This is a genomic window from Mesorhizobium sp. M0808, from assembly GCF_040320025.1.
GTDB lineage: Bacteria > Pseudomonadota > Alphaproteobacteria > Rhizobiales > Rhizobiaceae > Mesorhizobium.
This window is the reverse complement of the sequence record NZ_JAMYOX010000043.1, coordinates 25,634-48,900: the sequence shown is the minus strand read 5'-3', so window position 1 is coordinate 48,900 and position 23,267 is coordinate 25,634. Positions and strand designations below refer to the sequence as shown.

The window sequence follows — 23,267 nt, the reverse complement described above, 5'->3', positions numbered from 1 at the left end:
CGGATAAGGTGTTCCACGGACGGCTCCCTTGTTTGAGATCTCAACGAACTCATTCTGGCACATCCGATGCCGTCGGGCGCCGTCCACCCCATCATGCCGTTGCAGTCGCCGAAGATTGCAACGGCGGTTGCGAGGCGAACCGGCACAGGCGTGCGAACCCTCCCGATTCTTTCGATCTTCGCAGTAGACTCAACCGCTCCAAGCGCGTTTCCTAGGCACACCCCCACGCTCGGAGAACGGCCATGCACAACACCCGCCGAACCCTAATCGCCGTAAGCCTTTCCCTCACCCTGACCTTCGTACCCTTCCTCGCCTATGCCGCCTCGCCGCAGCCGGCGAAGGGCGAGCACGGCATGGTGGTGACCGCCCAGCATCTTGCGTCTGAGGTCGGAGTCGAGGTGCTGAAGCAGGGCGGCAACGCGGTCGATGCCGCGGTCGCCGTCGGCTATGCGCTGGCCGTGGTCTATCCGACCGCCGGCAATATCGGCGGTGGCGGCTTCATGACCATCCGCTTCAACGACGGCCGCTCGACCTTCCTCGATTTTCGCGAGCGCGCGCCGCTGGCCGCGACCAAAACCATGTATCTCGACAAGGACGGCAAGCCGGTAAAAGGCGCCAGTCTCGACGGCTATCTGGCGGTCGGCGTGCCGGGCTCGGTCGCTGGTTTCGAAATGGCACGGGAGAAATACGGCACGCTGTCGCGGCAGGACTTGCTGGCGCCGGCCATCCGCTTTGCCAAAGAAGGCTTCGTGCTGGAGCAGGGCGATGCGGCCTCGCTCCAGGGCGGCGCGGAGCGGTTGGCCAGGGACCCAGCGGCGGCGGCCATTTTCCTCAAGCCGGACGGCAAGCCTTATGCTGTCGGCGAGCGCCTTGTTCAGCCCGATCTCGCGGCTTCGCTTGCCGCCATTTCCGAACGCGGGGCGGATGCCTTCTACAAAGGCGCGACCGCCGACGCCATCGTCAAGGCGAGTGGCGAGAAGGGCGGCATTCTGGCCAGGGCTGATTTCGAAAACTATGCGGTGCGCGAGCTCAAGCCGGCGACCTGCAATTACCGCGGCTACGAGATCATTTCCTCGCCGCCGCCGAGCTCCGGCGGCGTCATCATCTGCGAGATCCTCAACGTGCTTGAGTTCTATCCGTTGTCCTATCTCGGCGCCGGTTCGGCCGAGACGGTTCACGTCATGGTCGAGGCGATGCGCCACGCCTATGTCGACCGCAATTCGGCGCTCGGCGATCCCGGCTTCATCGACAATCCGGTCGCAAAACTGCTCGACAAGAATTACGCCAGGGAAATTCGCGAAAAGATCGATCCGTTCCGGGCCGGCGTGTCGCAGGAATTGATGCCGAAGGGCTTTGGCGAGAGCAACGAGACGACGCATTTTTCGATCATCGACAATGACGGCAATGCCGTCGCGGTAACCTACACGCTGAACGGCTCTTTCGGCGCCGGCGTTGTCGCCGCCGGCACCGGCATCCTGCTCAACAACGAGATGGACGATTTCACCCAGAAACCCGGCGTGCCCAATCTCTATGGCCTGGTCCAGGGCGAGGCGAATGCGATTGCGCCGAAAAAGACGCCGCTGTCGTCGATGAGCCCCACCATCCTCGCCAAAGACGGCAAGCCGTTCATGGTCATCGGCAGCCCCGGCGGTTCACGCATCATCACCATCACGCTGGAGGCGATCGTCAACGTCGTCGATCACGGCATGAACATCCAGGAGGCCATCGACGCACCGCGCATCCATCACCAATGGCTGCCTGACACGGTCTATATCGAACCCTTCGGCCTGTCGCCCGATACCGAAAAGCTGCTTACCGGCATGGGCTACCGCCTCGATCTTGCCGACACGACCTGGGGCCAGGCGGCCGGCATCCTGGTCGGCGGCAAGAGCCTGGCGGAAATCGAGAAGGGTGGCGGCGCCCGCTACAATGGCGCCATCGACAGCCGCGCCGCAGCCGGCAAGGCTATCGGGTATTAAACCCCAAAAAGTGGGAACCGGTTTTCGGATAAGATCATGGTCAACAAGAAGATTGCGCCTTGCTTCAGGTGACCAGCGCGATTGTCGACGCAATCAGCATCAGCGCCGCGATGCCGACGAACAGCGCGTAGATGCGCGGCCGGTCGAGCAGAAGCGCATTGCCGGATATCCATGCTGCAGTGGCGCCACCAAGCGCGAAAAAGAAGGTGCTGCGGCGCCCGAAGCTCAAGCCGGCAGCCATCAGGCCACCGATGATCAGGGCGCCGAACACGATGATCACGGCGACTGCGTATTTTTCGAAATCGTTGCTGCCGGCGCTCGGGCCGATTGCGTTCAACCTCGACAGATCGTCCGGATCGAACGGGCTGGTCGACCCATATTCGTCTTGACCGACAGGCTCATGCATTATTCGTTCTCCGCAAACCGACAGCAAATCATCAAGCCTCGCCGAGCGCAACCGCTCGCCGAATGTGATCGGCACGGTGTTCAACACTTTCTGGCGGCGGCTTGCCAGAGATTTTTGAATTCGCGCTTGGATCGCCGCCCCGCTGCGCGGCCTGGTCAAGCGCTTTGCCCGAGCTGAATCTTCATGCCGCCCTGGCCAAAGACCGCGTTGCCTGAACGGAAGCCCCAAGCACCGCCTGTGCGGAGTCGGCCTGCCTTTCATCGACATGCGCCAGCACCAGGATCACACCTTGTGCGGCATTCGTCTGGCCTGGCTGCTTGCCGGTACCGGACGATGTCCCGAAAAGCCTGCCGGCAACGCCGCCCAGGACTGCACCGACGAGGGCCGAGGCCAGCCATCCCGCGCCGAGGGGATCGATGCCGGGGATATCAAAGGCGCCGAGGCCGGCCAACAAACCCGCCGCCGCGCCAAGGGCGGCACCGGTGCCTGGACCGCGCAAGACGGCGCCGATTTCGTCATCGTAGGGTCCGATGACACTGATTTCGTGACGGGCGATCCCTGCCGCCTGAAGCGCTTCGACGGCACGCGCCGCCTGGTCATGGGAATCAAAAAGTCTGCTGATTGTTCGCATTGAAACTGCCTGTGAGGCCCCCCGGCCCTCGACGGTACGGCGGGTTCCTGCTGAGCGACGACGCCGAGGAACCGCCTAACGCATACGTCGCCCGCCGCTCATTTCCGAGCGGCGGGCGACGACTGCCCGAGCTTTCACGTCACTCGATGATCTTGACGATCTTGCGCGTGCCTGGGTCGACGACGACGGTGCGGTTGTCGACGATGACATAGCGGTATTTGACGCTGGGGACTTCATGAAGCTCGACGGTATCGGGAAGCGTCGAGCCGATATTGAGCTCCACCCCAGGGATTTTCACCGAGGCCAGCGGCTGCTTCTTCACATACTCCTTGATGACCGTTTCCTGCTGCGGTTCGATGACAACGTCTTGCGCTGCAGCGGCGCCGAGGCCTGCCAGCAGCAGAAATCCCGCCACCGCGGTGGAAAGATGCATTCTCATGGTCGTCTCCTTTGCGAACTCGGTCCGCTCTTCGCGCCAAGGCTCACTCGAACGGAAGGCAGCTGAAAACGTTCCGTCGACCGGGCTTCGGTCCCGCCCGGCAGGGACCAACCGACGTGTTGCCGCAGGACCTAAGTCTGATCCTTGTGCGCAAAGGGTGGGTTTGCCGCGTGACCCGGAACCGCCGCGGCACCTAGCCGTTGCTGGCTGCACGTTCCGGGAGGATTCCATGGAAAAGGTCGACGGTTGCTCGCACCGATCCTGGCTGTTTCCATTCCGATCGAACCCGGCATCTGCGCAGCCCTGTCCCTTCCTGCGCCGATAAGGGTTCGCGCGTCACTTTGTGGCGGGCGAACCCTCAAATTGCTGCGTGCACCAAAGTTGACCCCCTGAAGCGAAGAGAAGGGGCGAGGAGAGCGGAAATGCCCGACGACAAGAGCAAGCGAGACTTCAGCGACCGCAATCGCGTTTCGGCGGATGAATATTATGAGGTCGAACATTTCGCGCGGGAAAATGGTGTTTCGCCCAGCCAGGTGAGCAAGCTGATCAAAAGGACCGGCGGCGACCGGATGATCCTCTCGCAGGCGGTGAAGGCATTGCGCGAGCGCAAGTGAGCTGGCGGCCAAGCCAACGGTGGAGAGGCACTGATCGCGATCGGCCGAGATCCGGCCAGCTATCGACAACATGCCCGGATGCCGCCGCTTCGGCCAAGCGCAATGCCCCGCTACTTCTTCGATTCCGATGAAGACGGAATCGTCTATTCCGACGATCAGGGAACGTTATATGACGATCTCCCGCTGGTCAGGAAAGAAGCCCTTCGCACACTGGCCGAGATGGCCAGGGATGGCCTTCCTCATCGCAGGATTGCAGTCAAGGTCCGGGACGACCGTGGCGGTCTGGTCCTTGAAGTGGCTTTGACCTTTGCCGTTGAAACGCGGCACTTCGACGAGCGGATTTTCCAGATCGACTTGCGCACGAACTGACGGCTCGATCATCATCGCGCCGACCATCATCAGATTTCTGGTGCAGCGGCATCTTCCCCTGGCGCGGAACATTAGAAGTCTCTAATTGTTATCTTAAGCAGCGGGAACCTCCCAGGATTCTGCTGCAGATCGGGTGCAACCCGATCGGCCCGCGCCCTCCGCCAGAGGCGCGGGCTTCGTTTGTTTAGCCGATGCGCAACGCCGTTCGGCAGCAGCATATTGGAGACCTGCGGGAGCAGTAGTAGCATCTGTCGCTACCGCGGCGCCCTGGCGCCCAGGCAACGGAGCCCGTCGTCCGACAGGGCGGCGGGCTTTTTTGACGCGGGTCGGTCATCACGCAATCGATGGAATTCTGGCCGGCGCCGATTCGTGTGGCATGGGGTAAGGTGCCCTGACGCAGCGCCGGCCAAGCGGAAATCAGGTCCGCCGCAGCCAGATAGTAGCCGCGCTGGCGCAGCAGGTAATTGCGTGATCGCGGAAGCCGCACCATTGCAGAGCCCTCCCCAGCAGTTCGGCCTGCCCAGCGGCTGACCCGAGGCATTCATTCATTCTGACGATGCACCGGACGCCCCGACGGCGGAAATTGGACGCAGCGCTCGCTCTCGATTCAGCGGCCGGTGTTCCCTGCAGATTTCGGACGAAAGGCCATTCTATCCTTGTTGCGCCTGGATTCTTATCAGATCGTGGCAAGGATTGCCTTTCCGGCCGCGTTTGCCGGCGTTCTGCTGTTCGCCCTTCTGCCGGAGCAACTCCTGCAGGGTCTTGGCCTGGCTTTCACGTTTGATCACGACAAGCTCAATCACGCCGCCGCCTTCGTCGTCCTGGCGGCTCTCGGAAGTCTCGGCTGGCCGGAACGCAAGGCGAAGCTGATCGTACTCCTCGTTCTCACGGGTGCGGCGATCGAGGGGCTTCAGGCCGTGCAACTGATAGGGCGCGACCCGGATTTATTCGACTGGGTGGCCGACTGCGCGGGAATCGCGTGCGGACTGACGGTTGCAGGCTGGACAAAGCGGCTCGCCGGCGGATTGCCATAGCTCGAAAGCGCATAACGGAATCGGCGCGCCCGTGCCCCAATAAGGGGAAAATGGCCGGCGCCACTTGGGGGGCGCGTTGGGGTAAGTTGCCTGATGGGGCGCCGGCCAGGCGGAAAAATTACGTCCGCCGCAAAGTAACATAGCAGGAACGGCAATGCGCGGCAGTAGCGTGATCGCGGAAGGTCCGCGCTCGCGCCTCCGGTGCGGTGACCCGTTTTGGGCCAACAATTCTGGCACCTGAATTGCACTGTAGGCAATGCCGGGGAATCCCGGCAATCGTCCCCGAATATGGGGCCTCGCCGCTTCGCAAATGGAGCGGCGGGCCTTTTTGCCGGATGTTGAAAAGTAGGCCGATCAGCGGCTTAGCTGATCACAGTGTGCTTAGCCCGATTTCCCCTACCAAGTGCTTATTCTCACAAGAGAAATTCTAAAGCGCCCAAGCATCGGTGCTTGACACAGGTTTCGAGAACTGGATAAGTGGATACACAGATACGCTCTGATCGGACCCAAGACATGGCAGCTGACGCAATCGAGCCGTTGGGCATCACGACCGCCGAGGAGGAAGCTTATCGCCACATTCAGCGGGCCCTGAGGATGGGGCGTTATCGGGCCGGGGACCGGCTGATCCCGGAAGAGATCGCGACGGAAATCGGCATGAGCCGCATGCCGGTTCGCGAAGCATTCCGCCAACTGGCCGCGGAAGGTCTTGTGGTCATTCGCCCGAACCGTGGCTGCATCGTCGCCGGGCTTACCCTCGATGAGATCTACGAAACATTTGCAATACGCTCGGTGCTCGAAGGGCTGGCGGTGAGGCTTGCCATGCCGCACATCGATGTCGAAGTGCTTGAAGAACTGGAACGCCAGCTCGACCGGATGGAGCGCGCCAGCCAGACCGGCAGCAGCGACTGGGTCGTGCGCCATCAGGCCTTCCATTTGCAGATTTGCCAATTGAGCAACAGACCCAAGCTGGTCCGGCAGATTGTCAGCCTGCACGTCGTGATCGAGCCCTACCTGCGCATCTGGTTCGACTATGTCGACAAACCCGCCAGCGCGCGTGCCGAGCACGAGATCCTGATCGACGTGCTGCGGTCAGGTGATGCCGGCAAGGCTGAGATCGTCATGCGGGATCATATCGTCGAGACGGCGCCGCTTCTGGCCAACTTCGCAAGTCCCGGCCGCCGCTAGGGAATACCATCTAACTCGTTGAAGCCGGAAGATAATCCGGCACGACGAAAGGGAACTGCCATACCGGCAAAAAGAGGAGAATGATATGAAAATTAGCCGCATCGCAGCCATTGCGTCGGTCCTGTTCGGCCTGGTCCAGGCCGCCGTTGCACAAGAAACACCAAAGGCAATTACCATTGCCACCGAAGGAGCCTACGCGCCCTGGAATTTCACAACAGCCGACGGCAAGCTGGACGGCTTCGAAGTCGATCTCGCCAATGATCTGTGCGGGCGAATGAAGATCGAGTGCAAGATCGTCGCACAGGACTGGGACGGCATGATCCCCGCGCTGACCGTCGGCAAGTTCGACGTGATCATGGCGAGCATGTTCATCACTGAAAAACGTCTGAAGATCATTGACTTTACCCAGCCGTATGCCGTGGATCCCTCAGGTTTCGCGGTCGCCAAGGATAGCGAACTGGGCAAGCTCGGCATCTCCAACGAGCGGTTGAAGCTGGAGAATGAACCCTCTGCGCAGGCGGCAATCGACAAGCTCAAGCCATTGCTGAAGGGAAAGATCATTGGAGTTCAGGCTGCAACGGCGAACCTGGAATTTGTGAAAAAATACTTCTCGGACGTCGCCGAGATTCGCGAATACAAGACCACCGAGCAACACGATCTCGATCTTGCCGCGGGTCGCATCGACGCGCTCTTCGCGCAACAGACAGCGCTGGCCGCCACGCTGGGCAAGCCGGAGTTCAGCGACTATACGCTTGCAGGACCAGGATTTGTCGGGGGTCTCTTCGGTCTTGGCTCCGGGGCCGGTATCCGCAAAGAGGACACCAAGCTGAAAGACATGCTCAACGGCGCCATCGACGCCGCGACCGCCGACGGCACGATCAAAACCCTGTCGCTTAAATGGCTCAAGAGCGACGTCACTCCAGTCAAGTAAGCGCTTGCCGGCGAACGGCCATTCCTGACCACGTTCCGGAGCTGAGCCGTTCGTCCTGCCGGGGGTATCAATGCCGGGGGTATCAATGGTTGACGCATTCCGGCTGCTTGGTTTCCAGCACGGAGGTTGGGGGGCTGCTCTTCTCATGGCGGCCTCGGTCACAGTGCTCCTGTCCGTGCTGGGCTTTGCGCTTGGCGCTGTATTTGGCGGGCTGGCAGCGGCCGGGCGTCTCCGCAACTCCAAAATATTGAGGTTCTTGGCCCTTGGCTATTGCACGGTTTTCAGGGGCGTGCCCGACCTTCTGACCATTTATCTGCTTTACTATGGAGGAAGCGTCGCCCTGACCTCGCTTGGTCATAGCCTGGGTGGGTCCGGATTCGTCGGCGTTCCGGCCTTTGCCACTGGAACCTTGGCTATCGCGATCATCTCGGGCGCCTATCAAGCCGAGGTCTATCGAGGGGCTTACCTCGCCATCGACCAGGGACAGCACGATGCCGCTTGCGCGCTTGGTCTCAACCGGCTGCAGCGGCTGCGACAGGTTATTTTTCCCCAGCTCCTGAGATACGCGCTGCCAGGTCTCGGCAATGTGTGGCAGTTGGTTCTGAAGGACTCGTCGCTGATATCGGTAATCGGCCTCGTTGAACTGATGCGCCAGGCGCAGATCGCTGCAGGTTCGACCCGTGAACCGTTCATCTTCTACATTGCTGCAGCCTTGCTCTATCTGGCTATCGCTTCCGTCACGGGCCACGCCTTCTACCGTCTGGAACGGAAGGCGCCGTGGCGCGTCCGGTCGGCATGATAGATTTCAGTTTTTTCCTCGAAATCCTGCCGAAGCTACTCGTCGGCCTGCCGCTCACGATGGAACTGGCCCTGACTTCCATCGTTGCCGGCTTCGTTCTTGCCGTCACATTGGCGCTTGCCCAGCAATCGGAATCGCCCTTCGTCGTCTTGCCGATCCGTGGCTTCTCAGGGGCACGCCTCTGCTGGTGCAGATTTTTCTGACCTATTATGGCCTTGGTCAGTTCCGGCACCAACTGTCGGCAATTGGATTATGGGCCGTTTTCCGCGAACCCTACTGGTGCGCAATCATCGCGCTGACACTCAACACCACCGCCTATGGCAGCGAAATCCTCCGCGGCGCGATTCAATCGGTGCCACGCGGCCTTGTCGAGGCGGCCCGGTCTGTCGGCCTGTCCACCTATTTGACCTATCGGCACGTTATCCTGCCGCTGGCCTTTCGCCAGGCGCTGCCGAGTTACGGCAATGAAATCATCCTGATGATCAAGGGCACGTCTCTGGCTTCCATCGTGACCTTGATGGAGGTGACTGGAATTGCCCAGGGATTGATCTCCCAGACCTACCGCGCCTTTGAAGTCTTCATCTGCGCGGGCGCCATTTATCTCACTTTGAACTTCGCGATCATCCGTGCCTTGGCGGCACTCGAATACTGGATGTCGCGGCATCTGCGGCACCGCCCCTCGACGATGAGCGACGCCGCCTCTTGAGCACGATCAGAAGGGCATAGCATGCGAAATTTTGAGAAACCAACGCGCTCGGTTGTCGTTTCACGCGAGGCCATGGCCGCCACCTCTCATCCGTCGGCGACCCTGACGGCGGTGGAGATCATGGCGGCCGGCGGCAACGCCATGGATGCCGCCATCGCAGCCTGCGCGGTGCAATGTGTCGTCGAGCCAGCCTCGACCGGCATTGGAGGCGACTGCTTCGCTCTTCTGTCGCGAAACGGATACGGCGAGGTCATCGCCTACAACGGATCGGGCAGGACACCCGCCGCCCTCACAATTGACTGGTTCCTCGAACGTGGCATGGCGGAGGTGGCCCGCAATTCTCCTGGCTCCGTCACCATCCCGGGAGCAATCGATGCCTGGACCAGATTGCACGCTGATCATGGGCATATGCCCTTCGATCAAATCCTGGCCCCCGCTATACGTTTCGCCGAGGAAGGCTACGCCATTTCACCGCGGGTCCATCGTGACTGGGCGTTGGAAGAAGAACTTCTGGCCTCCGATGTAGCCGCGAAACGGATTTTCCTGCCAAACGGCCGTGCGCCAGGCGTTGGCGAAGTGCATCGCCAGCCTGAGTTGGCTGCAACGCTGCGGCTGATCGCCAAGAAGGGACGAGAGGCCTTCTACACTGGCCCTGTGGCCGGTGACATGGTCGCCTATCTTCGTGGGCTCGGCGGATTGCACACACTCGAAGATTTCGCCTCGGCAACAGGCGAATACGTGACCCCGATCAGCACGGCGTTCCGAGGCTGCGATGTGTTCGAATGTCCGCCGAATGGCCAGGGTGTGATCGCGCTGCTCATTCTAAACATCCTCTCGCGCTTCGAAGCGCACGGCGACCCGCAATCCGCGGACCGGCTTCACCTGGAAATCGAAGCAACACGCCTCGCTTACGCCGCGCGTGACCTGCTCGTCGCCGATCCTGATGCGTCCGAGGTCCCGGTGGCCGACATGTTGTCGAATGCCTGGGCCGATCGTCTGGCCGGCATGATTGACCTAAAGCGCGCCCGCGCGGACCTGCCGGCGTTCGATATGCCGCTGCACAGCGACACGGCCTATATTTCCGTTGTCGATAAGGATCGCAATGCGGTCAGTTTCATCAACTCGGTCTTCGACAGCTTTGGCTCGGGCCTGGTCTCGCCACGCTCCGGTGTCGTCTTGCACAATCGCGGGCAAAGCTTTTCGCTTGACCCCAAGCACCCCAATGCAGTGGCGCCGAACAAGCGACCTTTGCATACCATCATACCCGGGATGCTTGCGAGAGACGGCCGGGCAGAAATGCCTTTCGGCGTTATGGGTGGCTACTACCAGGCAATGGGCCACGCGCACCTGCTGACGAAGGTGCTCGACTTCGGGATGGATCTGCAGGAGGCGATTGATCTGCCGCGGGTCGCCCCCGTCAGCGGCACCATGAACGTCCAGGCCGAACACGGGCTCGCTGGCGAAACCGTAGCTGAACTTAGCCGACGCGGTTTCGAAATCATTCCCGCCACGGACCCGATCGGCGGTGCGCAGGCCATTCGCATCGATTGGGCAAACGGGACCCTGCTGGGCGGTTCTGAACCGCGCAAGGACGGCTGCGCCCTCGGTCTGTAGACCGGTTATGGCCAGAGTGGGATCCAAGATGCCGAAGATGCTCTTCATCGACATTTGGCCGGCGAGCAGGAGCCGCTGGCGCCATGGTCCAGATAATTCTTGCACGCCATCGACAATCCGATCGGCGCGAGGTTGTCACCCATGTCTTAGGTACAAACTGTTACCCATCTCCGGGCCGTACAGGGAAAAATGGTGCCCAGAGGCGGATTCGAACCACCGACATGCGAATTTTCAGTCCGCTGTCGGTGATTGATATTGTTCAGATTTTAGGTCGAATGTCGCGTTTGTGTCGCGTCAAGCCAAAAGCGCCCGCTCGGCCTGAACTCGTTGCCTTGTTCAGCGCCCAAACACGCGTGCCGTGGTGCCGACAGTCATTCAGATGGATGATGGTATGGTTCGGCACTCCTAGTAAGCTCCGATCACCAGGCAATTTAGAGACTTTCTGAGGTCCATGTTCCTATGGGCGCAAGCGGCGCGACGACGGAGGTGTTGGCGCAGGCGGCGGGGTCGGCGTCGTCGAGGCTCGCACGCCTGGAAGCCACAACGACCGACGTCGACCAACGGGCAACCGTGGGGCACGCGCTCGATCAGGAGATGGCACGGGCGACGAGCCAGTTCGACAGCGACAGGCGTGTCAACCAGCCGCAAGCGCAGGCGATCGAGAAGCAATTGCAAGTTCCCAAGTCAACCGGCAACGCTGTCGCGGCTCGACAGGCGGGACTGCACGCCATGGAAAGGCAGTTCCCGCCGCATCGCATCTCCTCCAAATCTTTTTGCGGCGTCAGCAGGATGCCAGCGAGCGGGGTCAACTCGGCCAGGCGGATGCCAGAGTGTTTACGCTCGCCACACCGCCGGAGCGGGCGAGCTCGCTTCATCCGATCTTTCTGTTTCCTGTTCGGGAGGTCCCTACATGATTATCGAGTTGTTCGGTCCGCCTGGTGCAGGCAAGACGACCCTTCTCCGCGCCCTTTGCCGTGAGCTGGCGAAACGCGACATCCGTGTGAAGACAGTCAATGGCTATCGCCGGATTGATTTTGTGTCTTTCGGCAGCGAAGTCGATTCGGTCGAGGATGAAGGCCCGGAGACACGCCATGGCATCCAGCGTCTGGTGCACAAGCTCGCCACCGCGAGTCCGGTCTTGTTCTCGACCCCGCCGAGCGAGGGGGCCGCTGCGCGGCTTTTGGCATCGATCCCTCCAAAAAGTCGAATATGGGCGTTGCGTCTGAAGATCGACGTCGTTTTGCTCTTCGAAGCCTGGAATACGGCGCAGGCCTCAGAAGGGTACTTCATTTTCGAAGAGGGCATCGTTCAGGCGTTGTGTGCGCTCGTCCTGTTGGCACGAAATCCAAGTATCGACATGGTTCGTAATTGCATGACGTTCCTGCCGCGACCGGATCTCCTCATTCAAGTCGACGCGCCCGGGGAAACGCTGCGCCACCGCCTCATTGAGCGGTATGCGCGGCAGCCGTACCTCGAGCGCCTTCTCGAAGTCGGAGTGGTCAGGGGCCTGAAGCAAGCGGATATCGCGAGGGAGATCGGCCAATGCCTGCAAGACAAATGGCCGCTGATGCGTGTCGACGGCCTCGACCCACGCAATTTCGAACAGGTCGTCGCGCGCATCGTGGGGCACGGATTGCCCGCGACGGCATGCGTCGGGCCAGACTAGAGGCGCGAGTTGCATGGTGCTCACGGTGAGATCGTTCGTTGGCATTCGCAGATTTCTACGGGCGCAGCGGCGACCGTTAGGCAGCGTCCATGAGAACCGTGCACCCGCTCGTCGGGATTACCGAGCAAGCCACCAGACGGATGGGTACGGTGCCCATTACTCCGACACGTTCCGGTCCGGCTACTATGCAGCTCTGTGGTCGGGTATCGAAAAGCCCTTGGTCGAACGTACTCTCCTGCCTGTCGGCGGGCCGAACCGGAAATGCCTGGACTTCGCATGCGGCACAGGCCGCATAGCAAATATCGCAGCTCAATTTTTTGGTGAAGTCGTCGGCGTTGACATCTCCCAATCTATGCTGGCTAGCGCACGGGTTCCGAAGAACGTGAAATTGGTCCGCGCTGATATTACGCTCTCTCCGCTCGCCGAAAGGTTCGACGTGGTCACGGCATTCAGATTCTTCCTCAATGCTGAAGATGAGCTCAGGAAGGATGCACTGTCGGCCATCAGCGCGCATTTGAACGAAGGTGGATTGCTAATCTCGAATATCCACATGAATGCGACCTCGCCAATAGGGCTGGTCTGCCGCATTCTGAACCGTTATGCAGGAGGGACAGTCCGCCACACTTTGAGCATTAAAGGATACGAGCAGACGCTCATTGCAAACGGCTTTATTGTCGAGCGGATAGTTGGGTACGGTTTTTTGCCGCGACCCGGGAAATTGCTGCCAAGACTCTGCGAAATATTGATCGTGCCGTTTGAAAGGATCTGCGCAAGTGCCAGGATTCCGGCGGAGCTTGCGCAGAATTTCCTGGTGGTTGCCAGAAAGCGGTAAAGCCGGCGGGCACATGAAATTTGAAACCGAGCATTTGCCATGAGGCTGGTCTTTGTTGAAGCTATTGGCAGGAAAGTATCGAGTGTCGTTTTTGGCTGCGCTTCGCTTGGCTCAATCAGACAAAGCGCTGCTCGCCTCTGCTCATCAGTGCGTTTGGCGACGGCGCTCGCCGGTGACCAACGATGCACTTGCCCTTTTGAGGCAGGACGATCGCAAGCATCCCGACGTCGCGAGGTACTTTCGTAGGTTGGGGGATTCCGGCAACGTAACGCGGGTTCGCGCCGTAATTTCCAGACGTCTTGAGGTTCAAGTATCTCCCTGCCGATTGCGGGACGCGAATTCCTCGTAATGCCTGCGTATGAACTCCGGTTTGGCCCGATGCCGCACCTGCCGGCCTGTAAGCCTCTCGCAGACAGTGCCCACGCATCTCGAACCATAAAGACGCATGAGAGAACGTCTGAAAGCGGCTACGGCGCGCTTTGCGCGTGCCCATGTCGCGTTCATGTCGCGTGGAGTTGCCGACAGTCGCAGGAAACCCTTGAAAATCAACGGTAACAGTTCGCAACACGGCGCGACATGAAATGCCGTAAGTCGCCAAGTTGGCGACACCGCAAGCCATTGAGTGATTTTATATGAGGAAGTAGTGGTGCCCAGAGGCGGATTCGAACCACCGACACGCGGATTTTCAGTCCGCTGCTCTACCAACTGAGCTATCTGGGCCTGCTCCGGCGGGCGGCAATCTGCACACCGGGTTCATGAAAGCGCCGTCGGCACCCCTTGAAAGCGCGTGGGTTATAGCACGGGAATTCGGCCTGTCCAGCGCTTAGAGCATGATCCCGAAAAGTGGAATCCGGTTTTCGGAAAAAGATCATGCTCAGACAAAAAGCATGATCCCGAAAAGTGGAATCCGGTTTTCGGAAAAGATCATGCTCAAACAAAAAGCATGATCCCGAAAAGTGGAATCCGGTTTTCGGAAAAGATCATGCTCAAACAAAACGCCAGAACCTGTTCCGTCCGACAGTGCCCGGATGGAACAAGTTCTGGACATTGATTTCAGGCGGGAAACGACAGGCAGTCCGCAAGGCCGATCATCGGTCACGATCGCGGCTGCGAAACCGTCCCAAGCCTGTGGAAAACCGCAGGTGGACGGCGCTATTTCTGGTCGTCGTTCTCGTCTTCGTCGTCGCGGCCCGGGATGACGTAGACCCCCTTCAGCCAGCGGTTGAGGTCGATGTCCTTGCAGCGCGTCGAGCAGAACGGGTAGGTTTCGCGCGCCGATGGCTTGCCGCATTCGGGGCAGGGCCGCTTGGGCCGCAACGGCGTGACCTTGTCGTCCGGGCTCATATCCGCGCACCCGACAGCCAGTTGGCGTGCACCTTAAACCCTTCGCCGCTCAAAAGCGCTACCGTCTCGTAGAGTGGCAGGCCGACGACGTTGGTGTAGGAGCCGACAAGCTTGACGACGAAGGCGCCGGCAAGCCCCTGGACGCCATAGCCGCCGGCCTTGCCGCGCCATTCTCCGGATGCGATGTAGGCCTCGATCTCCTCGCGCGGCAGCCGCTTGAAACGCACCCTGGTCTCCACCAGCCGCAAGCGCTGCTTGCCGCCCGGCGTGATCAGGCAGATGCCGGAATAGACCCGGTGCGAACGGCCGGACAAAAGCCCGAGGCAGTTGGCGGCGTCGTCGAGCGTCTCGGCCTTGGGCAGGATGCGCCGCCCGACGGCAACCACCGTGTCGGCGGCCAGCACGAAGCTCGGCAGGTAGTCCGTCTCGGTCTTCAGCGAAGCCAGCGCCTTCTCGGCCTTCTGTGTTGCCAGGCGCTTGGCCAGCGAGCGCGGGTGCTCGGCGCGCAGCGGCGTCTCGTCGACATCGGCCGGCAGCACACGGTCCGGCTCGATGCCGGCCTGCTGCAGCAGCTCGATCCGGCGCGGCGAACCCGAGGCAAGCACGAGCTTCTGCAAAATGCCCATCGCGATCCCGGCCGGGTCCTTGAACTTACTTGAAGCGGTAGGTGATGCGGCCCTTGGTCAGGTCGTAGGGCGTCATCTCGACCAGGACCTTGTCGCCGGTCAAAACGCGGATGCGGTTCTTGCGCATGCGGCCGGCCGTATGGGCGATGATTTCATGTTCGTTTTCGAGCTTGACCCTGAACATCGCGTTGGGCAGCAGTTCCGTCACGACACCCGGAAACTCGAGGACTTCTTCCTTCGGCATTCGATACCTTTGCTTGGATGGGTACTTCCAGCGCCCCGGCCGGAAAGTTGCGCGGAACCTATATGATAAACGTCCGCTTGTGAACATGCTTAATCCGCGGCGTTTTTAGCCCCGTTGCCGAGAAAACGGCGGCCGATCCGCGCCTTCAGCCGCTCGCGCACGTCGCGGTAGGCGGCCATGATCTGCTCGCGCGTGCCGCTGACGCCGGTCGGGTCGGGCATCGGCCAATACTCGACCTCGACGGCCAGCGAGCGGGTGAGCTCGAGCGCGGTGTGGTGAGCTTCCGGCGCCAGCGTCACGATCAGGTCGAAATAATCGTCCTCGAGGTCGTCCATCGTTCTCGGGTGCCGTTCGCCCAGCGACAGCCCTTCTTCGGCCAGCACGGCATCGACGAACGGATCGCGTTCGCCGCCGCGCACCCCGGCCGAGGCGACGAAGGTGGTGGGCGGAAGCACCTTGCGCGCCAGCAATTCGGCCATCGGCGAGCGCACGGCGTTCATGCCGCAGACAAACAGGATCGAGCGGGGCAGGATCGGGCGGGGCAGCGGGGCGGCCAGTTCAGCCTCGCCAGTGCAGCACGCAAACCAGCGTGAACAGCCGGCGCGCCGTGTCGAAGTCAATCTCGATCTTGCCGGCAAGCCGGTCCATCAGCGTCTGCGAGCCTTCATTGTGCAGGCCGCGCCGGCCCATGTCGATCGCCTCGATGTGGCTGGGCGTCGCGGTGCGGATGGCATCGTAATAGCTTTCGCAGATCATGTAGTAATCCTTGACGATGCGCCGAAGCGGCGTCAGCGACAGGATGTGGGTGACCACGGCTGCGCCGTCCTCGCGCGCCACCGCAAACACCAGCCGGGATTCGGCCAGCGACAGTTTCAGCCGGTACGGGCCGGCGCCGTCGTCATTGACCGGCTGGAAGCGGTTCTCCTCGATCAGGTCGAAGATCGCCACCGCCCGCTCATGCTCGACATCGGGCGTCGAGCGGCCGATCGTCTCGTCGAGCTCGACATCGATCAGTCTGGCGCGGGTTTGGTCGTAGTCGGACATTTCTACATGTTCAGCCGAATGCCGACGGAGCGTCCATGTGCATCGAGCCCTTCCGCCTTGGCGAGCGTGATCGCCGCCGGCGCCAGCGCCCGCAACTGCTCCGGCCCGAGCTTCAGGATCGAAGTGCGCTTGACGAAATCGAGCACCGAAAGCCCGGACGAAAAGCGCGCCGAGCGCGCCGTCGGCAGCACGTGGTTGGAGCCGGCGACATAGTCGCCGATGGCTTCCGGCGTGTGGCGGCCGAGAAACACCGCACCGGCATTGCGCATTCGCGCCAGGAAGGCCTCTGGGTCGTCGATGGCAAGCTCGACATGTTCGGCCGCGATGCGGTCGACCAGCGGCAGTGCTGCCTCGATCGTCGGCACTAGGACTATGGCGCCAAAATCGCGCCAGCTCGCCGCCGCCGTTTCTCCGCGCGGCAGGTTCTGCAACTGCCGCTCCACCGCCTGTTCGACCGCCGCGCCAAAGGCAGTGTCGTCGGTGATCAGGATCGACTGCGCCGACACATCGTGTTCGGCCTGGGCGAGCAGGTCGGCGGCGATCCAGTCCGGATCGTTGCTGCCGTCGGCGACGACCAGCACTTCCGACGGCCCGGCGATCATGTCGATGCCCACCGTGCCGAACACCTGGCGCTTGGCCGCAGCGACATAGGCATTGCCGGGGCCGACGATCTTGGCGACGGGCTTTATCGTCTCGGTGCCATAGGCAAGGGCCGCGATCGCCTGGGCGCCACCAACGCGGTAGATTTCGGAGACACCGGCAAGGTCGGCTGCCACCAGCACCAGCGGCGGCACCTCGCCGCCGGAGGCCGGCACCACTATGGCGATGCGCTCGACGCCGGCGACCTTGGCCGGTACCGCGTTCATCAGCACCGAGCTCGGATAGCTCGCCGTGCCGCCCGGCACGTAGAGCCCGACGGCCTCGATTGCCGTCCAGCGCGAGCCGAGCTCGACGCCGGCGGCATCGGTGTAGCGGTCGTCCTGCGGCAGCTGCCGCTGGTGGTGGGAGCGGATGCGCTCGCGCGCGAATTTCAGCGCCTCGACCGTCTGCGGATCGGCGGCCTCATAAGCCTTGGCAATGTCGTCCCTGGAGACGGCGATGCCGAGCCTGGCCAGGTCACCGCCGCCGAATTTCTGCGTGTACCCGACCAGCGCCGCGTCGCCCTCGGCACGCACCTTGGCGATGATCTCGCGCACCACGGCGTCGACATCGGCCGAGACTTCCCGCTTGGTCAGCAGGAACGCGGCAAAGCGCTGCTCGAAATCGGCGTCGGACTGGCGAAGCGTGATGGCCATCGGCTCAAACCCTGTGGACCGGGCGCGACGTCGCTTCCCAGGCGCCGCCGACATCGGCAAGCCGTGCCTCGATGCATTCGACATCGAGCATGATCGCGCCGCCGCCCGAAAAGATCAGCTCGACGATGCCGGCCGGCTTGTCGAGCGCGAGAAAGCTGATCGCCAGCAGCGACAGCACTTCGTCCGGCTTGTCGCGGGCAATGCCGCTGGTCTTGGCGCCGAGCACCCGGTCGAAATGCAGCACGGCCTGCCGCCGCTCATTGTGCTGGCGCAAGAAGCCGGATTTCGCCTCCCACACGAAGCGGTTCATGGTCAGCACGAAGCGCTTTACCGAAGGCAGGTATTCGAGATCGCTGACCTTCATGACGGCATCCTGGAGATGCGCCGAGATGATGCTCAGATCCTGATCGTCGAGCGCGACAAGCTTGAGGCCATTCATGCGGAATTCGCACCTGCGAGTTGATTATTCGACCTTCTGTTAGGCGGTCTTTCCGGCTCGTGCAACCGCGCCGGAGGTCTTGGCCAGGCAATCGCTCCGGTCGGCGCCGCCCCTCATCCCCCTGCCGGGACCTTCTCCCGTATAGGGGACGGGTGTAGGGGCTGGCCGCAACCTCGGCACCCTCTCCGCAACGCCGGAGATTGGCGAAATTCTTCGCGAGGCGGTCCTACTTCCCGTCCCTATACGGCGAGAAGATGCCGGCAGGCAGGCGAGGGGCAGCGCCGACCGGAGCCTGCTATCGTTACCCCGAAATGCGCTCGATTTCCGCGCCGCAACCAGACAGCTTTTCCTCCAGCCGCTCGAAGCCGCGGTCGAGATGGTAGACGCGGTTGACCGTGGTTTCGCCTTCGGCAGCAAGGCCGGCAATGACCAGCGACACCGAGGCCCGAAGATCGGTCGCCATGACTGGCGCGCCCTTCAGTTTCGCTACGCCGTCGACGATCGCCGTCTGGCCGGACAGCGTGATGTGGGCGCCTAGCCGGGCGAGTTCCTGGACGTGCATGAAGCGGTTTTCAAAGATCGTCTCGGTGATGCGCGACTTGCCCTTGGCCATCGTCATCAGGCCCATGAACTGCGCCTGCAGATCGGTCGGGAAAGCCGGGAAGGGCGCCGTCGTCACGTCGACCGGCGAAATGCCGGCGCCGTTGCGCCTGACGCGGATGCCGGAATTAGTCTGCGTGATCTCGGCGCCGGTCTGCGAAATGATGTCGAGCGCCGTCTGCAACAGGTCGGGCCGCGCGCCTTCCAGCACGACGTCGCCGCCGGTCATCGCCACCGCCATCGCATAGGTGCCGGTCTCGATGCGGTCGGGGATCACCCTGACGCGGGCACCCGACAGCGCCTCGACGCCGTCGATGGTGATGGTCGCCGTGCCGGCGCCCGAGATCTTCGCGCCCATGGCGTTGAGGCATTCGGCGAGGTTGACGATCTCCGGCTCGCGGGCGGCGTTTTCGAGCACCGTCTCGCCCTTGGCCAGCGAGGCCGCCATCATCAGCACATGGGTGGCGCCGACCGAAACTTTCGGGAACACATAACGGTTGCCGACAAGCCGGCCGTTCCTGGTTTTGGCAATGACATAGCCGGTGTCGACGTCGATATCGGCGCCCAGCGCCTGCAGGCCCTCGAGGAAGAGGTCAACCGGCCGTGTGCCGATGGCGCAGCCGCCGGGCAGCGACACCTTGGCCTCGCCCATGCGGGCCAGCAGCGGGCCGATCACCCAGAACGAGGCCCGCATCTTCGACACCAGCTCGTAAGGCGCCGTCGTGTCGACGATGTTGCGGGCGGAGAAAGTGATGGTGCGCGAATAGCCTTCCTGCTGCTTTTCGCGGCGGCCATTGACCGAATAGTCGACGCCGTGATTGCCGAGGATGCGGATCAGCTGCTCGACATCGGCCAGATGCGGCACGTTTTCCAGCGTCAGCGTGTCATCGGTCAAAAGCGCGGCGATCATCAGCGGCAGCGCAGCGTTTTTCGCGCCCGAGATCGGAATGCTTCCGGCAAGCTTGTTGCCGCCGACAATTCTGATGCGATCCATGAAGAGCGTCCCCTCGGCGCCAAGGCCGGTTTAAATCGGTTGAGTCTGTTGCGGCCATCTAGACCATTGGCCGGCTTGGTTCAAGAAACAGGCTACTCCCCACTTTGGCCCACGCCGACTTGGCCAAAGTACCGGCGACCAACATAGCCGATTCGCGTTAATCTTTTTTCATCGCCGCCTGCAGCCCCTCCGGCCGCTCGTCGGCCTCGCCAGCGCGCCGCTTGTCGGCGTCGCCGGTCCTTCGTGAGCGCGATTGCGCCTTGCGCTTCTGCAGGTTGGCGCGCAACTGCTCGGCCAGCCGGTCCTTGCGGCCCGTTCCGGCCTTTTTCGGTGGGTCATCCTTTTTTGGTGAAAGCGTCTTGTCGTTCATCGTCCCGTCTCCGGCCGGCGACCCGCCAGCGTGCTATCAAGGGATAGCCAACATTGTGGCACGGCCATGTCCGGAACAATCGCCGGTGCGGCCTTTCAACCCGTCTTTGTCTTGGCCTTGCGCTTGCCGGTTCGATATGGCAGAAGCCCCGCCATCGGCGGCTGCGGTAGCTCAGTGGTAGAGCACTCCCTTGGTAAGGGAGAGGTCGAGAGTTCAATCCTCTCTCGCAGCACCAGATTGTTTTCGCTGGCGCATCTTCCAAGGCCTCTTTGACCTGCTCGATGATGATTGTGCGCGGTTGGCGAGGTTGCCGAAAAATATGGCGCCCCGCGATCTGCCGAGTGCCACGCGCACAAGCTCGTCGAAACAGTGGTCTTGCACGCGCACCTCCCGGCGCTCGCACGCGCCATGATGCGCGCGGGGAAAGCGTTCTAGTCTGCCCTGCTGCAGGCTGCTTAACAAAGCTTGCAGCCGGGAACAATCGCTCAATGACTCGCGTTTCTTGCGAAGACCCGCTTCTTTTGCACGGGCAGCGGGCCTCGAAGGCTCGCAAATGTCGCGCCGGCGTTTCAATCGCACTCGCCTCAGCCCTCACGATTTGGCTATTTGTGAACGCGTGTTTGATCAGGTTTGCGCAGATGAGCACATTGACCCTCTAAGCCTGGATGCCGAAGCCTTGGCGGTGATGATTGTCGCAATCTTCCGAAACGTGACTACCAATGAGCGCGAACTGCTGGAGGAAGTTAGGTCTCTTCGTCGCTCAAAAGGCGCAGAGAAGGCGCACTAGCTAGGCGGCGTTCCGAGGCGAATTGTTCTAGTCCCGCATTGGCACAATCGGATTGGCATCTGAATTGCCCATTGATGATCGCCAGAGTGTAGCCACCGAGCTTGCGAAGGGGATAGAAATGGGTTTGGCCGAAGACTTATCTGATGTCGCGCTCACATTCGAATGTCCGGATTGCTCACACCCGGCGGTAAGAAAGGGCTCCGCACTAAGAACAATCGCGCACTTCAGATGCGACGGGTGCAACCGCAAGGTGCGGATGACCTATCCGCAGAAGCTCGCGATCTTCGAAAAGCACAAGCTATTGGCCGCAAGCAGCCGGCAAAGCCGCGGGAAGCGATTGTACGCCCCCTACCGGGGCTGATTGCCGCCGACAACACGACACAGAAGGAAAATGCCCAAGGTCAGGGGCACAGATGCGGCCGAAGTGGCTTCGCGACCTCTGCCGCGTGCAGCGACGCCTGCTAAGCCTTCCTCATCCGCGCGGCCTTCGCCCCTTTTGACGCATGTTGACCATGACAATGCGCCCAATCGGAATAATTCGGGCGAAGGGCTCGTTAGTTCTTTAGGCGATGCTAAAAATACGGCAAAGTGTCCGAATGTCATTTCATGAAGCCCGCCAGACAGGCTGCGGCTCGCTCTGGCCTAACCTCGAAGGGAACCAGGGATGAAAATTTCGACTTCTCTCACAAGACGAAGTGTTGTCGCCGCGCTGGCGCTGGCCGCCGCATCGACGTCGGTATTGCCTGTCGACAAGGCGCTCGCGCAGACGAAGAAAACCACATCCGAGAAAAGTCTGTATGAGCGGCTGGGCGGCGTGTTTGCCATCGCAGCGGTGATCGATCATTTCAGCGACGCCGTCGTGAGGAACCCGATCGTCGGCCAAAAGTCCAAGAATCCGCAGCTGCGCAAATGGCACACCAAGAACCTGGAAAGGTTGCCCGGCCTTAAGTTCATGCGCACGCTGTGGGTCTGCGACGTTTCTGGCGGGCCCTTCAAGTTCGTCGCCACCAAGCCCGGCACGACGCCGCTCGGTCTCGAGGAGGCGCATCGCGACCTGCGGATTTCCCCCGCGGAATTCGATGAGGTCGCAGCCGAACTCGGGCGGACGTTGGATCATTTCAAAATTCCGAAGCCTGAGAAAACCGAAGTCCTGGAAGCTTTCGCCGCCCACAAAGACGAGGTCACCGCCGGCTACGTCAAGCCGGGCTGAAGCGCTTATATCGCGCGGGCATTCGTTCTGAGCATGGCGCGCATCGCCGTGACGATGCGGCGCGGCCGTAGCTCAGCGCGCGCAGTCTTCCGATGGATCCTACTCGGAACCTGCGCGAACTGTTTCCGCGCTGAGCGACCCTTCCGGCAGTGGCAGCATGAGTTCAGCCTCGGACTTCGTCAGATGGATCCATGCCGCCCAGTCCGATGGCCGCAGCACAACCACTTGCCGATTGTGATATGGCGCGACATCCGGCCCCGGATCGGTCGTCAGCATCGTGAACGTCGGCGGCTTGTTGCCGACACCCTCGCGCCACAGCCCGGCAATCGCCATGAACGAATGGCCATTCAGCGTGAACCTGTGCTTGGTTTTTGGATATTTCGCTCCCGTGAATTCGAAGAATGCCGACGCCGGAACGAGACAGCGCTTGCTGTTGCTGAACTGCCGGCCCTCCGAGCGAAAGTTGAATACAGGTCCGCCTTTTGGCCCGGCCGGGGGAAAGCCGAACGTCATCGACGCCAGTTCGATTGCGTCGCCGGCGGCGCGCATTACCGGCGCGGGGTCGTTGATGTGGATGTCATCCGCCTGCGGCAGATCCAATTCGGTTTGATGGCTGGGGATTTTGAGCGCCAGCGATTCCATCATCCGGCAGTATTCGGCCCAGGCGATGTGCTGCTCGTAGTCATTGCACATGGAAAGGCTCCGTACGCTCGACCGAGATCAGTTCAACATAGCGTTTATCGGTTGGCGCCGATTGCTGGCGGATTTGATATAAGCCTATTTGGGCCGGCGTGCGGCAGCGATGGCCTGCAACAGATTGATGCTGTTCACGTCGGGTTCGCTGGATGCGGCAACGGCAAGTGCGGCGGCTTCGGCGATTTTCGCGACGTCGTCGCTGCTGATCGTTCCGCGCTTTTCCAGCAGATTTACAAGTTCGACAACGAGAAGAAAGGCGTTCACGCCATATCGTTCGGCTTTGAGCTCGAACTCGCCTCGAGCCAATTTCTCCGCGTCTCCTTCAGCCCGTTTGTCCACGTGATCGCCCTCTACTTTTGCCGATAACCTATTAACGCTTAGCACGAATGGTTTAATCCTTCGAACTGGCCACA

At 61.4% G+C, this 23,267-nt stretch carries 27 protein-coding genes and 2 tRNA genes; 15 read left to right on the top strand and 14 right to left on the bottom strand.

Annotated elements, in window-relative coordinates; translation table 11 throughout:
• Positions 1-242 precede the first annotated feature (242 nt).
• A complete protein-coding gene (gene ggt / locus NKI25_RS30725; RefSeq protein WP_352784764.1) occupies positions 243-1,979 on the top strand; it encodes a gamma-glutamyltransferase in 1,737 nt (578 codons plus the stop codon).
• 64 nt (positions 1,980-2,043) lie between these two features.
• On the opposite strand, the gene NKI25_RS30720 is transcribed toward ggt (NKI25_RS30725), so the two are convergent.
• The 3 genes from NKI25_RS30720 to NKI25_RS30710 form a co-directional block, all read right to left on the bottom strand.
• Positions 2,044-2,385, bottom strand: coding sequence for a hypothetical protein (locus NKI25_RS30720; RefSeq protein ID WP_292663955.1), 342 nt, complete (start codon positions 2,383-2,385; stop codon positions 2,044-2,046).
• Between the two features lie 181 nt (positions 2,386-2,566).
• Positions 2,567-3,016: a hypothetical protein gene (locus tag NKI25_RS30715; RefSeq protein ID WP_352784767.1), complete on the bottom strand. Its 450-nt coding sequence runs from the start codon at positions 3,014-3,016 to the stop codon at positions 2,567-2,569.
• A gap of 139 nt (positions 3,017-3,155) precedes the next feature.
• A complete protein-coding gene (locus NKI25_RS30710) occupies positions 3,156-3,455 on the bottom strand; it encodes a DUF1236 domain-containing protein (protein WP_352784770.1) in 300 nt (99 codons plus the stop codon).
• A 422-nt stretch (positions 3,456-3,877) separates the two neighbouring features.
• On the opposite strand from NKI25_RS30710, the gene NKI25_RS30705 reads away from it, so the two are divergent.
• The 11 genes from NKI25_RS30705 (at position 3,878) to NKI25_RS30660 (ending at position 13,205) form a co-directional block, all read left to right on the top strand.
• The gene (locus NKI25_RS30705; RefSeq protein ID WP_352624329.1) at positions 3,878-4,069 is read left to right on the top strand and encodes a DUF3606 domain-containing protein; all 192 of its coding nucleotides are present in this window, start codon (positions 3,878-3,880) and stop codon (positions 4,067-4,069) included.
• Positions 4,070-4,171: 102 nt separating this feature from the next.
• Complete coding sequence (locus NKI25_RS30700; RefSeq protein ID WP_352448669.1) at positions 4,172-4,438, top strand: DUF6894 family protein; 267 nt, start codon at positions 4,172-4,174, stop codon at positions 4,436-4,438.
• A gap of 656 nt (positions 4,439-5,094) precedes the next feature.
• Positions 5,095-5,472 carry a VanZ family protein gene (locus NKI25_RS30695; protein ID WP_352826928.1) on the top strand — a complete coding sequence of 126 codons (378 nt, stop codon included), beginning with the start codon at positions 5,095-5,097 and terminating at the stop codon, positions 5,470-5,472.
• A gap of 537 nt (positions 5,473-6,009) precedes the next feature.
• Positions 6,010-6,657, top strand: coding sequence for a GntR family transcriptional regulator (locus NKI25_RS30690; protein ID WP_353000219.1), 648 nt, complete (start codon positions 6,010-6,012; stop codon positions 6,655-6,657).
• Positions 6,658-6,742: 85 nt separating this feature from the next.
• Positions 6,743-7,588 (top strand): transporter substrate-binding domain-containing protein, encoded by an 846-nt coding sequence (locus NKI25_RS30685; protein WP_352784777.1) that lies wholly within the window; start codon positions 6,743-6,745, stop codon positions 7,586-7,588.
• Positions 7,589-7,673: 85 nt separating this feature from the next.
• A complete protein-coding gene (locus NKI25_RS30680) occupies positions 7,674-8,387 on the top strand; it encodes an ABC transporter permease (RefSeq protein ID WP_352698118.1) in 714 nt (237 codons plus the stop codon).
• On the top strand, positions 8,366-8,590 hold the full coding sequence (locus tag NKI25_RS36580; RefSeq protein ID WP_502897465.1) for a hypothetical protein: 225 nt from the start codon (positions 8,366-8,368) through the stop codon (positions 8,588-8,590). Before NKI25_RS30680 ends, NKI25_RS36580 begins: the two co-directional genes overlap by 22 nt.
• Positions 8,575-9,093: an ABC transporter permease gene (locus NKI25_RS30675; protein ID WP_502897464.1), complete on the top strand. Its 519-nt coding sequence runs from the start codon at positions 8,575-8,577 to the stop codon at positions 9,091-9,093. Before NKI25_RS36580 ends, NKI25_RS30675 begins: the two co-directional genes overlap by 16 nt.
• Positions 9,094-9,114: 21 nt before the next feature.
• Positions 9,115-10,707 carry a gamma-glutamyltransferase gene (ggt, locus tag NKI25_RS30670; RefSeq protein ID WP_352698116.1) on the top strand — a complete coding sequence of 531 codons (1,593 nt, stop codon included), beginning with the start codon at positions 9,115-9,117 and terminating at the stop codon, positions 10,705-10,707.
• 910 nt (positions 10,708-11,617) lie between these two features.
• Positions 11,618-12,373, top strand: coding sequence for an AAA family ATPase (locus NKI25_RS30665; protein ID WP_051406149.1), 756 nt, complete (start codon positions 11,618-11,620; stop codon positions 12,371-12,373).
• 217 nt (positions 12,374-12,590) lie between these two features.
• The gene (locus NKI25_RS30660; RefSeq protein ID WP_245274725.1) at positions 12,591-13,205 is read left to right on the top strand and encodes a class I SAM-dependent DNA methyltransferase; all 615 of its coding nucleotides are present in this window, start codon (positions 12,591-12,593) and stop codon (positions 13,203-13,205) included.
• 644 nt (positions 13,206-13,849) lie between these two features.
• On the opposite strand, the gene NKI25_RS30655 is transcribed toward NKI25_RS30660, so the two are convergent.
• The 10 genes from NKI25_RS30655 to NKI25_RS30610 form a co-directional block, all read right to left on the bottom strand.
• A tRNA-Phe gene (locus tag NKI25_RS30655) sits at positions 13,850-13,925 on the bottom strand.
• Positions 13,926-14,357: 432 nt separating this feature from the next.
• Entirely contained in the window at positions 14,358-14,549 is a 192-nt protein-coding gene (gene yacG / locus NKI25_RS30650; RefSeq protein WP_023677402.1) for a DNA gyrase inhibitor YacG, read from the bottom strand.
• Entirely contained in the window at positions 14,546-15,175 is a 630-nt protein-coding gene (locus NKI25_RS30645) for a Maf-like protein (protein ID WP_023677403.1), read from the bottom strand. The genes yacG and NKI25_RS30645 overlap by 4 nt, the downstream gene beginning before the upstream one ends.
• 25 nt (positions 15,176-15,200) lie before the next feature.
• Entirely contained in the window at positions 15,201-15,419 is a 219-nt protein-coding gene (gene infA / locus NKI25_RS30640; protein WP_006200926.1) for a translation initiation factor IF-1, read from the bottom strand.
• A gap of 89 nt (positions 15,420-15,508) precedes the next feature.
• A complete protein-coding gene (locus tag NKI25_RS30635; protein WP_280952102.1) occupies positions 15,509-15,976 on the bottom strand; it encodes an arsenate-mycothiol transferase ArsC in 468 nt (155 codons plus the stop codon).
• Between the two features lies 1 nt (position 15,977).
• Positions 15,978-16,463, bottom strand: a complete 486-nt coding sequence (locus tag NKI25_RS30630; protein ID WP_292663977.1) for a UPF0262 family protein — start codon at positions 16,461-16,463, stop codon at positions 15,978-15,980.
• Between the two features lie 2 nt (positions 16,464-16,465).
• Positions 16,466-17,758, bottom strand: a complete 1,293-nt coding sequence (gene hisD, locus NKI25_RS30625) for a histidinol dehydrogenase (RefSeq protein ID WP_352577518.1) — start codon at positions 17,756-17,758, stop codon at positions 16,466-16,468.
• A 4-nt stretch (positions 17,759-17,762) separates the two neighbouring features.
• Positions 17,763-18,197, bottom strand: a complete 435-nt coding sequence (locus NKI25_RS30620) for a DUF2948 family protein (RefSeq protein WP_023677407.1) — start codon at positions 18,195-18,197, stop codon at positions 17,763-17,765.
• A 301-nt stretch (positions 18,198-18,498) separates the two neighbouring features.
• On the bottom strand, positions 18,499-19,791 hold the full coding sequence (murA, locus tag NKI25_RS30615; protein ID WP_023677408.1) for a UDP-N-acetylglucosamine 1-carboxyvinyltransferase: 1,293 nt from the start codon (positions 19,789-19,791) through the stop codon (positions 18,499-18,501).
• A gap of 157 nt (positions 19,792-19,948) precedes the next feature.
• The gene (locus NKI25_RS30610) at positions 19,949-20,161 is read right to left on the bottom strand and encodes a hypothetical protein (RefSeq protein WP_352571653.1); all 213 of its coding nucleotides are present in this window, start codon (positions 20,159-20,161) and stop codon (positions 19,949-19,951) included.
• Positions 20,162-20,321: 160 nt separating this feature from the next.
• Here NKI25_RS30610 and NKI25_RS30605 point away from each other — a divergent pair.
• Together NKI25_RS30605 and NKI25_RS30600 are read left to right on the top strand one after the other, a co-directional pair.
• Positions 20,322-20,396, top strand: a tRNA-Thr gene (locus NKI25_RS30605).
• 1,216 nt (positions 20,397-21,612) lie between these two features.
• Entirely contained in the window at positions 21,613-22,158 is a 546-nt protein-coding gene (locus NKI25_RS30600; RefSeq protein ID WP_352457047.1) for a group I truncated hemoglobin, read from the top strand.
• Between the two features lie 99 nt (positions 22,159-22,257).
• Here the strand turns inward: NKI25_RS30600 and NKI25_RS30595 are convergent, their stop codons facing one another.
• Entirely contained in the window at positions 22,258-22,851 is a 594-nt protein-coding gene (locus NKI25_RS30595; protein ID WP_352457048.1) for an SOS response-associated peptidase, read from the bottom strand.
• A 51-nt stretch (positions 22,852-22,902) separates the two neighbouring features.
• Here NKI25_RS30595 and NKI25_RS30590 point away from each other — a divergent pair, with 51 nt between their 5' ends.
• A complete protein-coding gene (locus NKI25_RS30590; RefSeq protein WP_352503586.1) occupies positions 22,903-23,220 on the top strand; it encodes a hypothetical protein in 318 nt (105 codons plus the stop codon).
• Positions 23,221-23,267 lie beyond the last annotated feature (47 nt).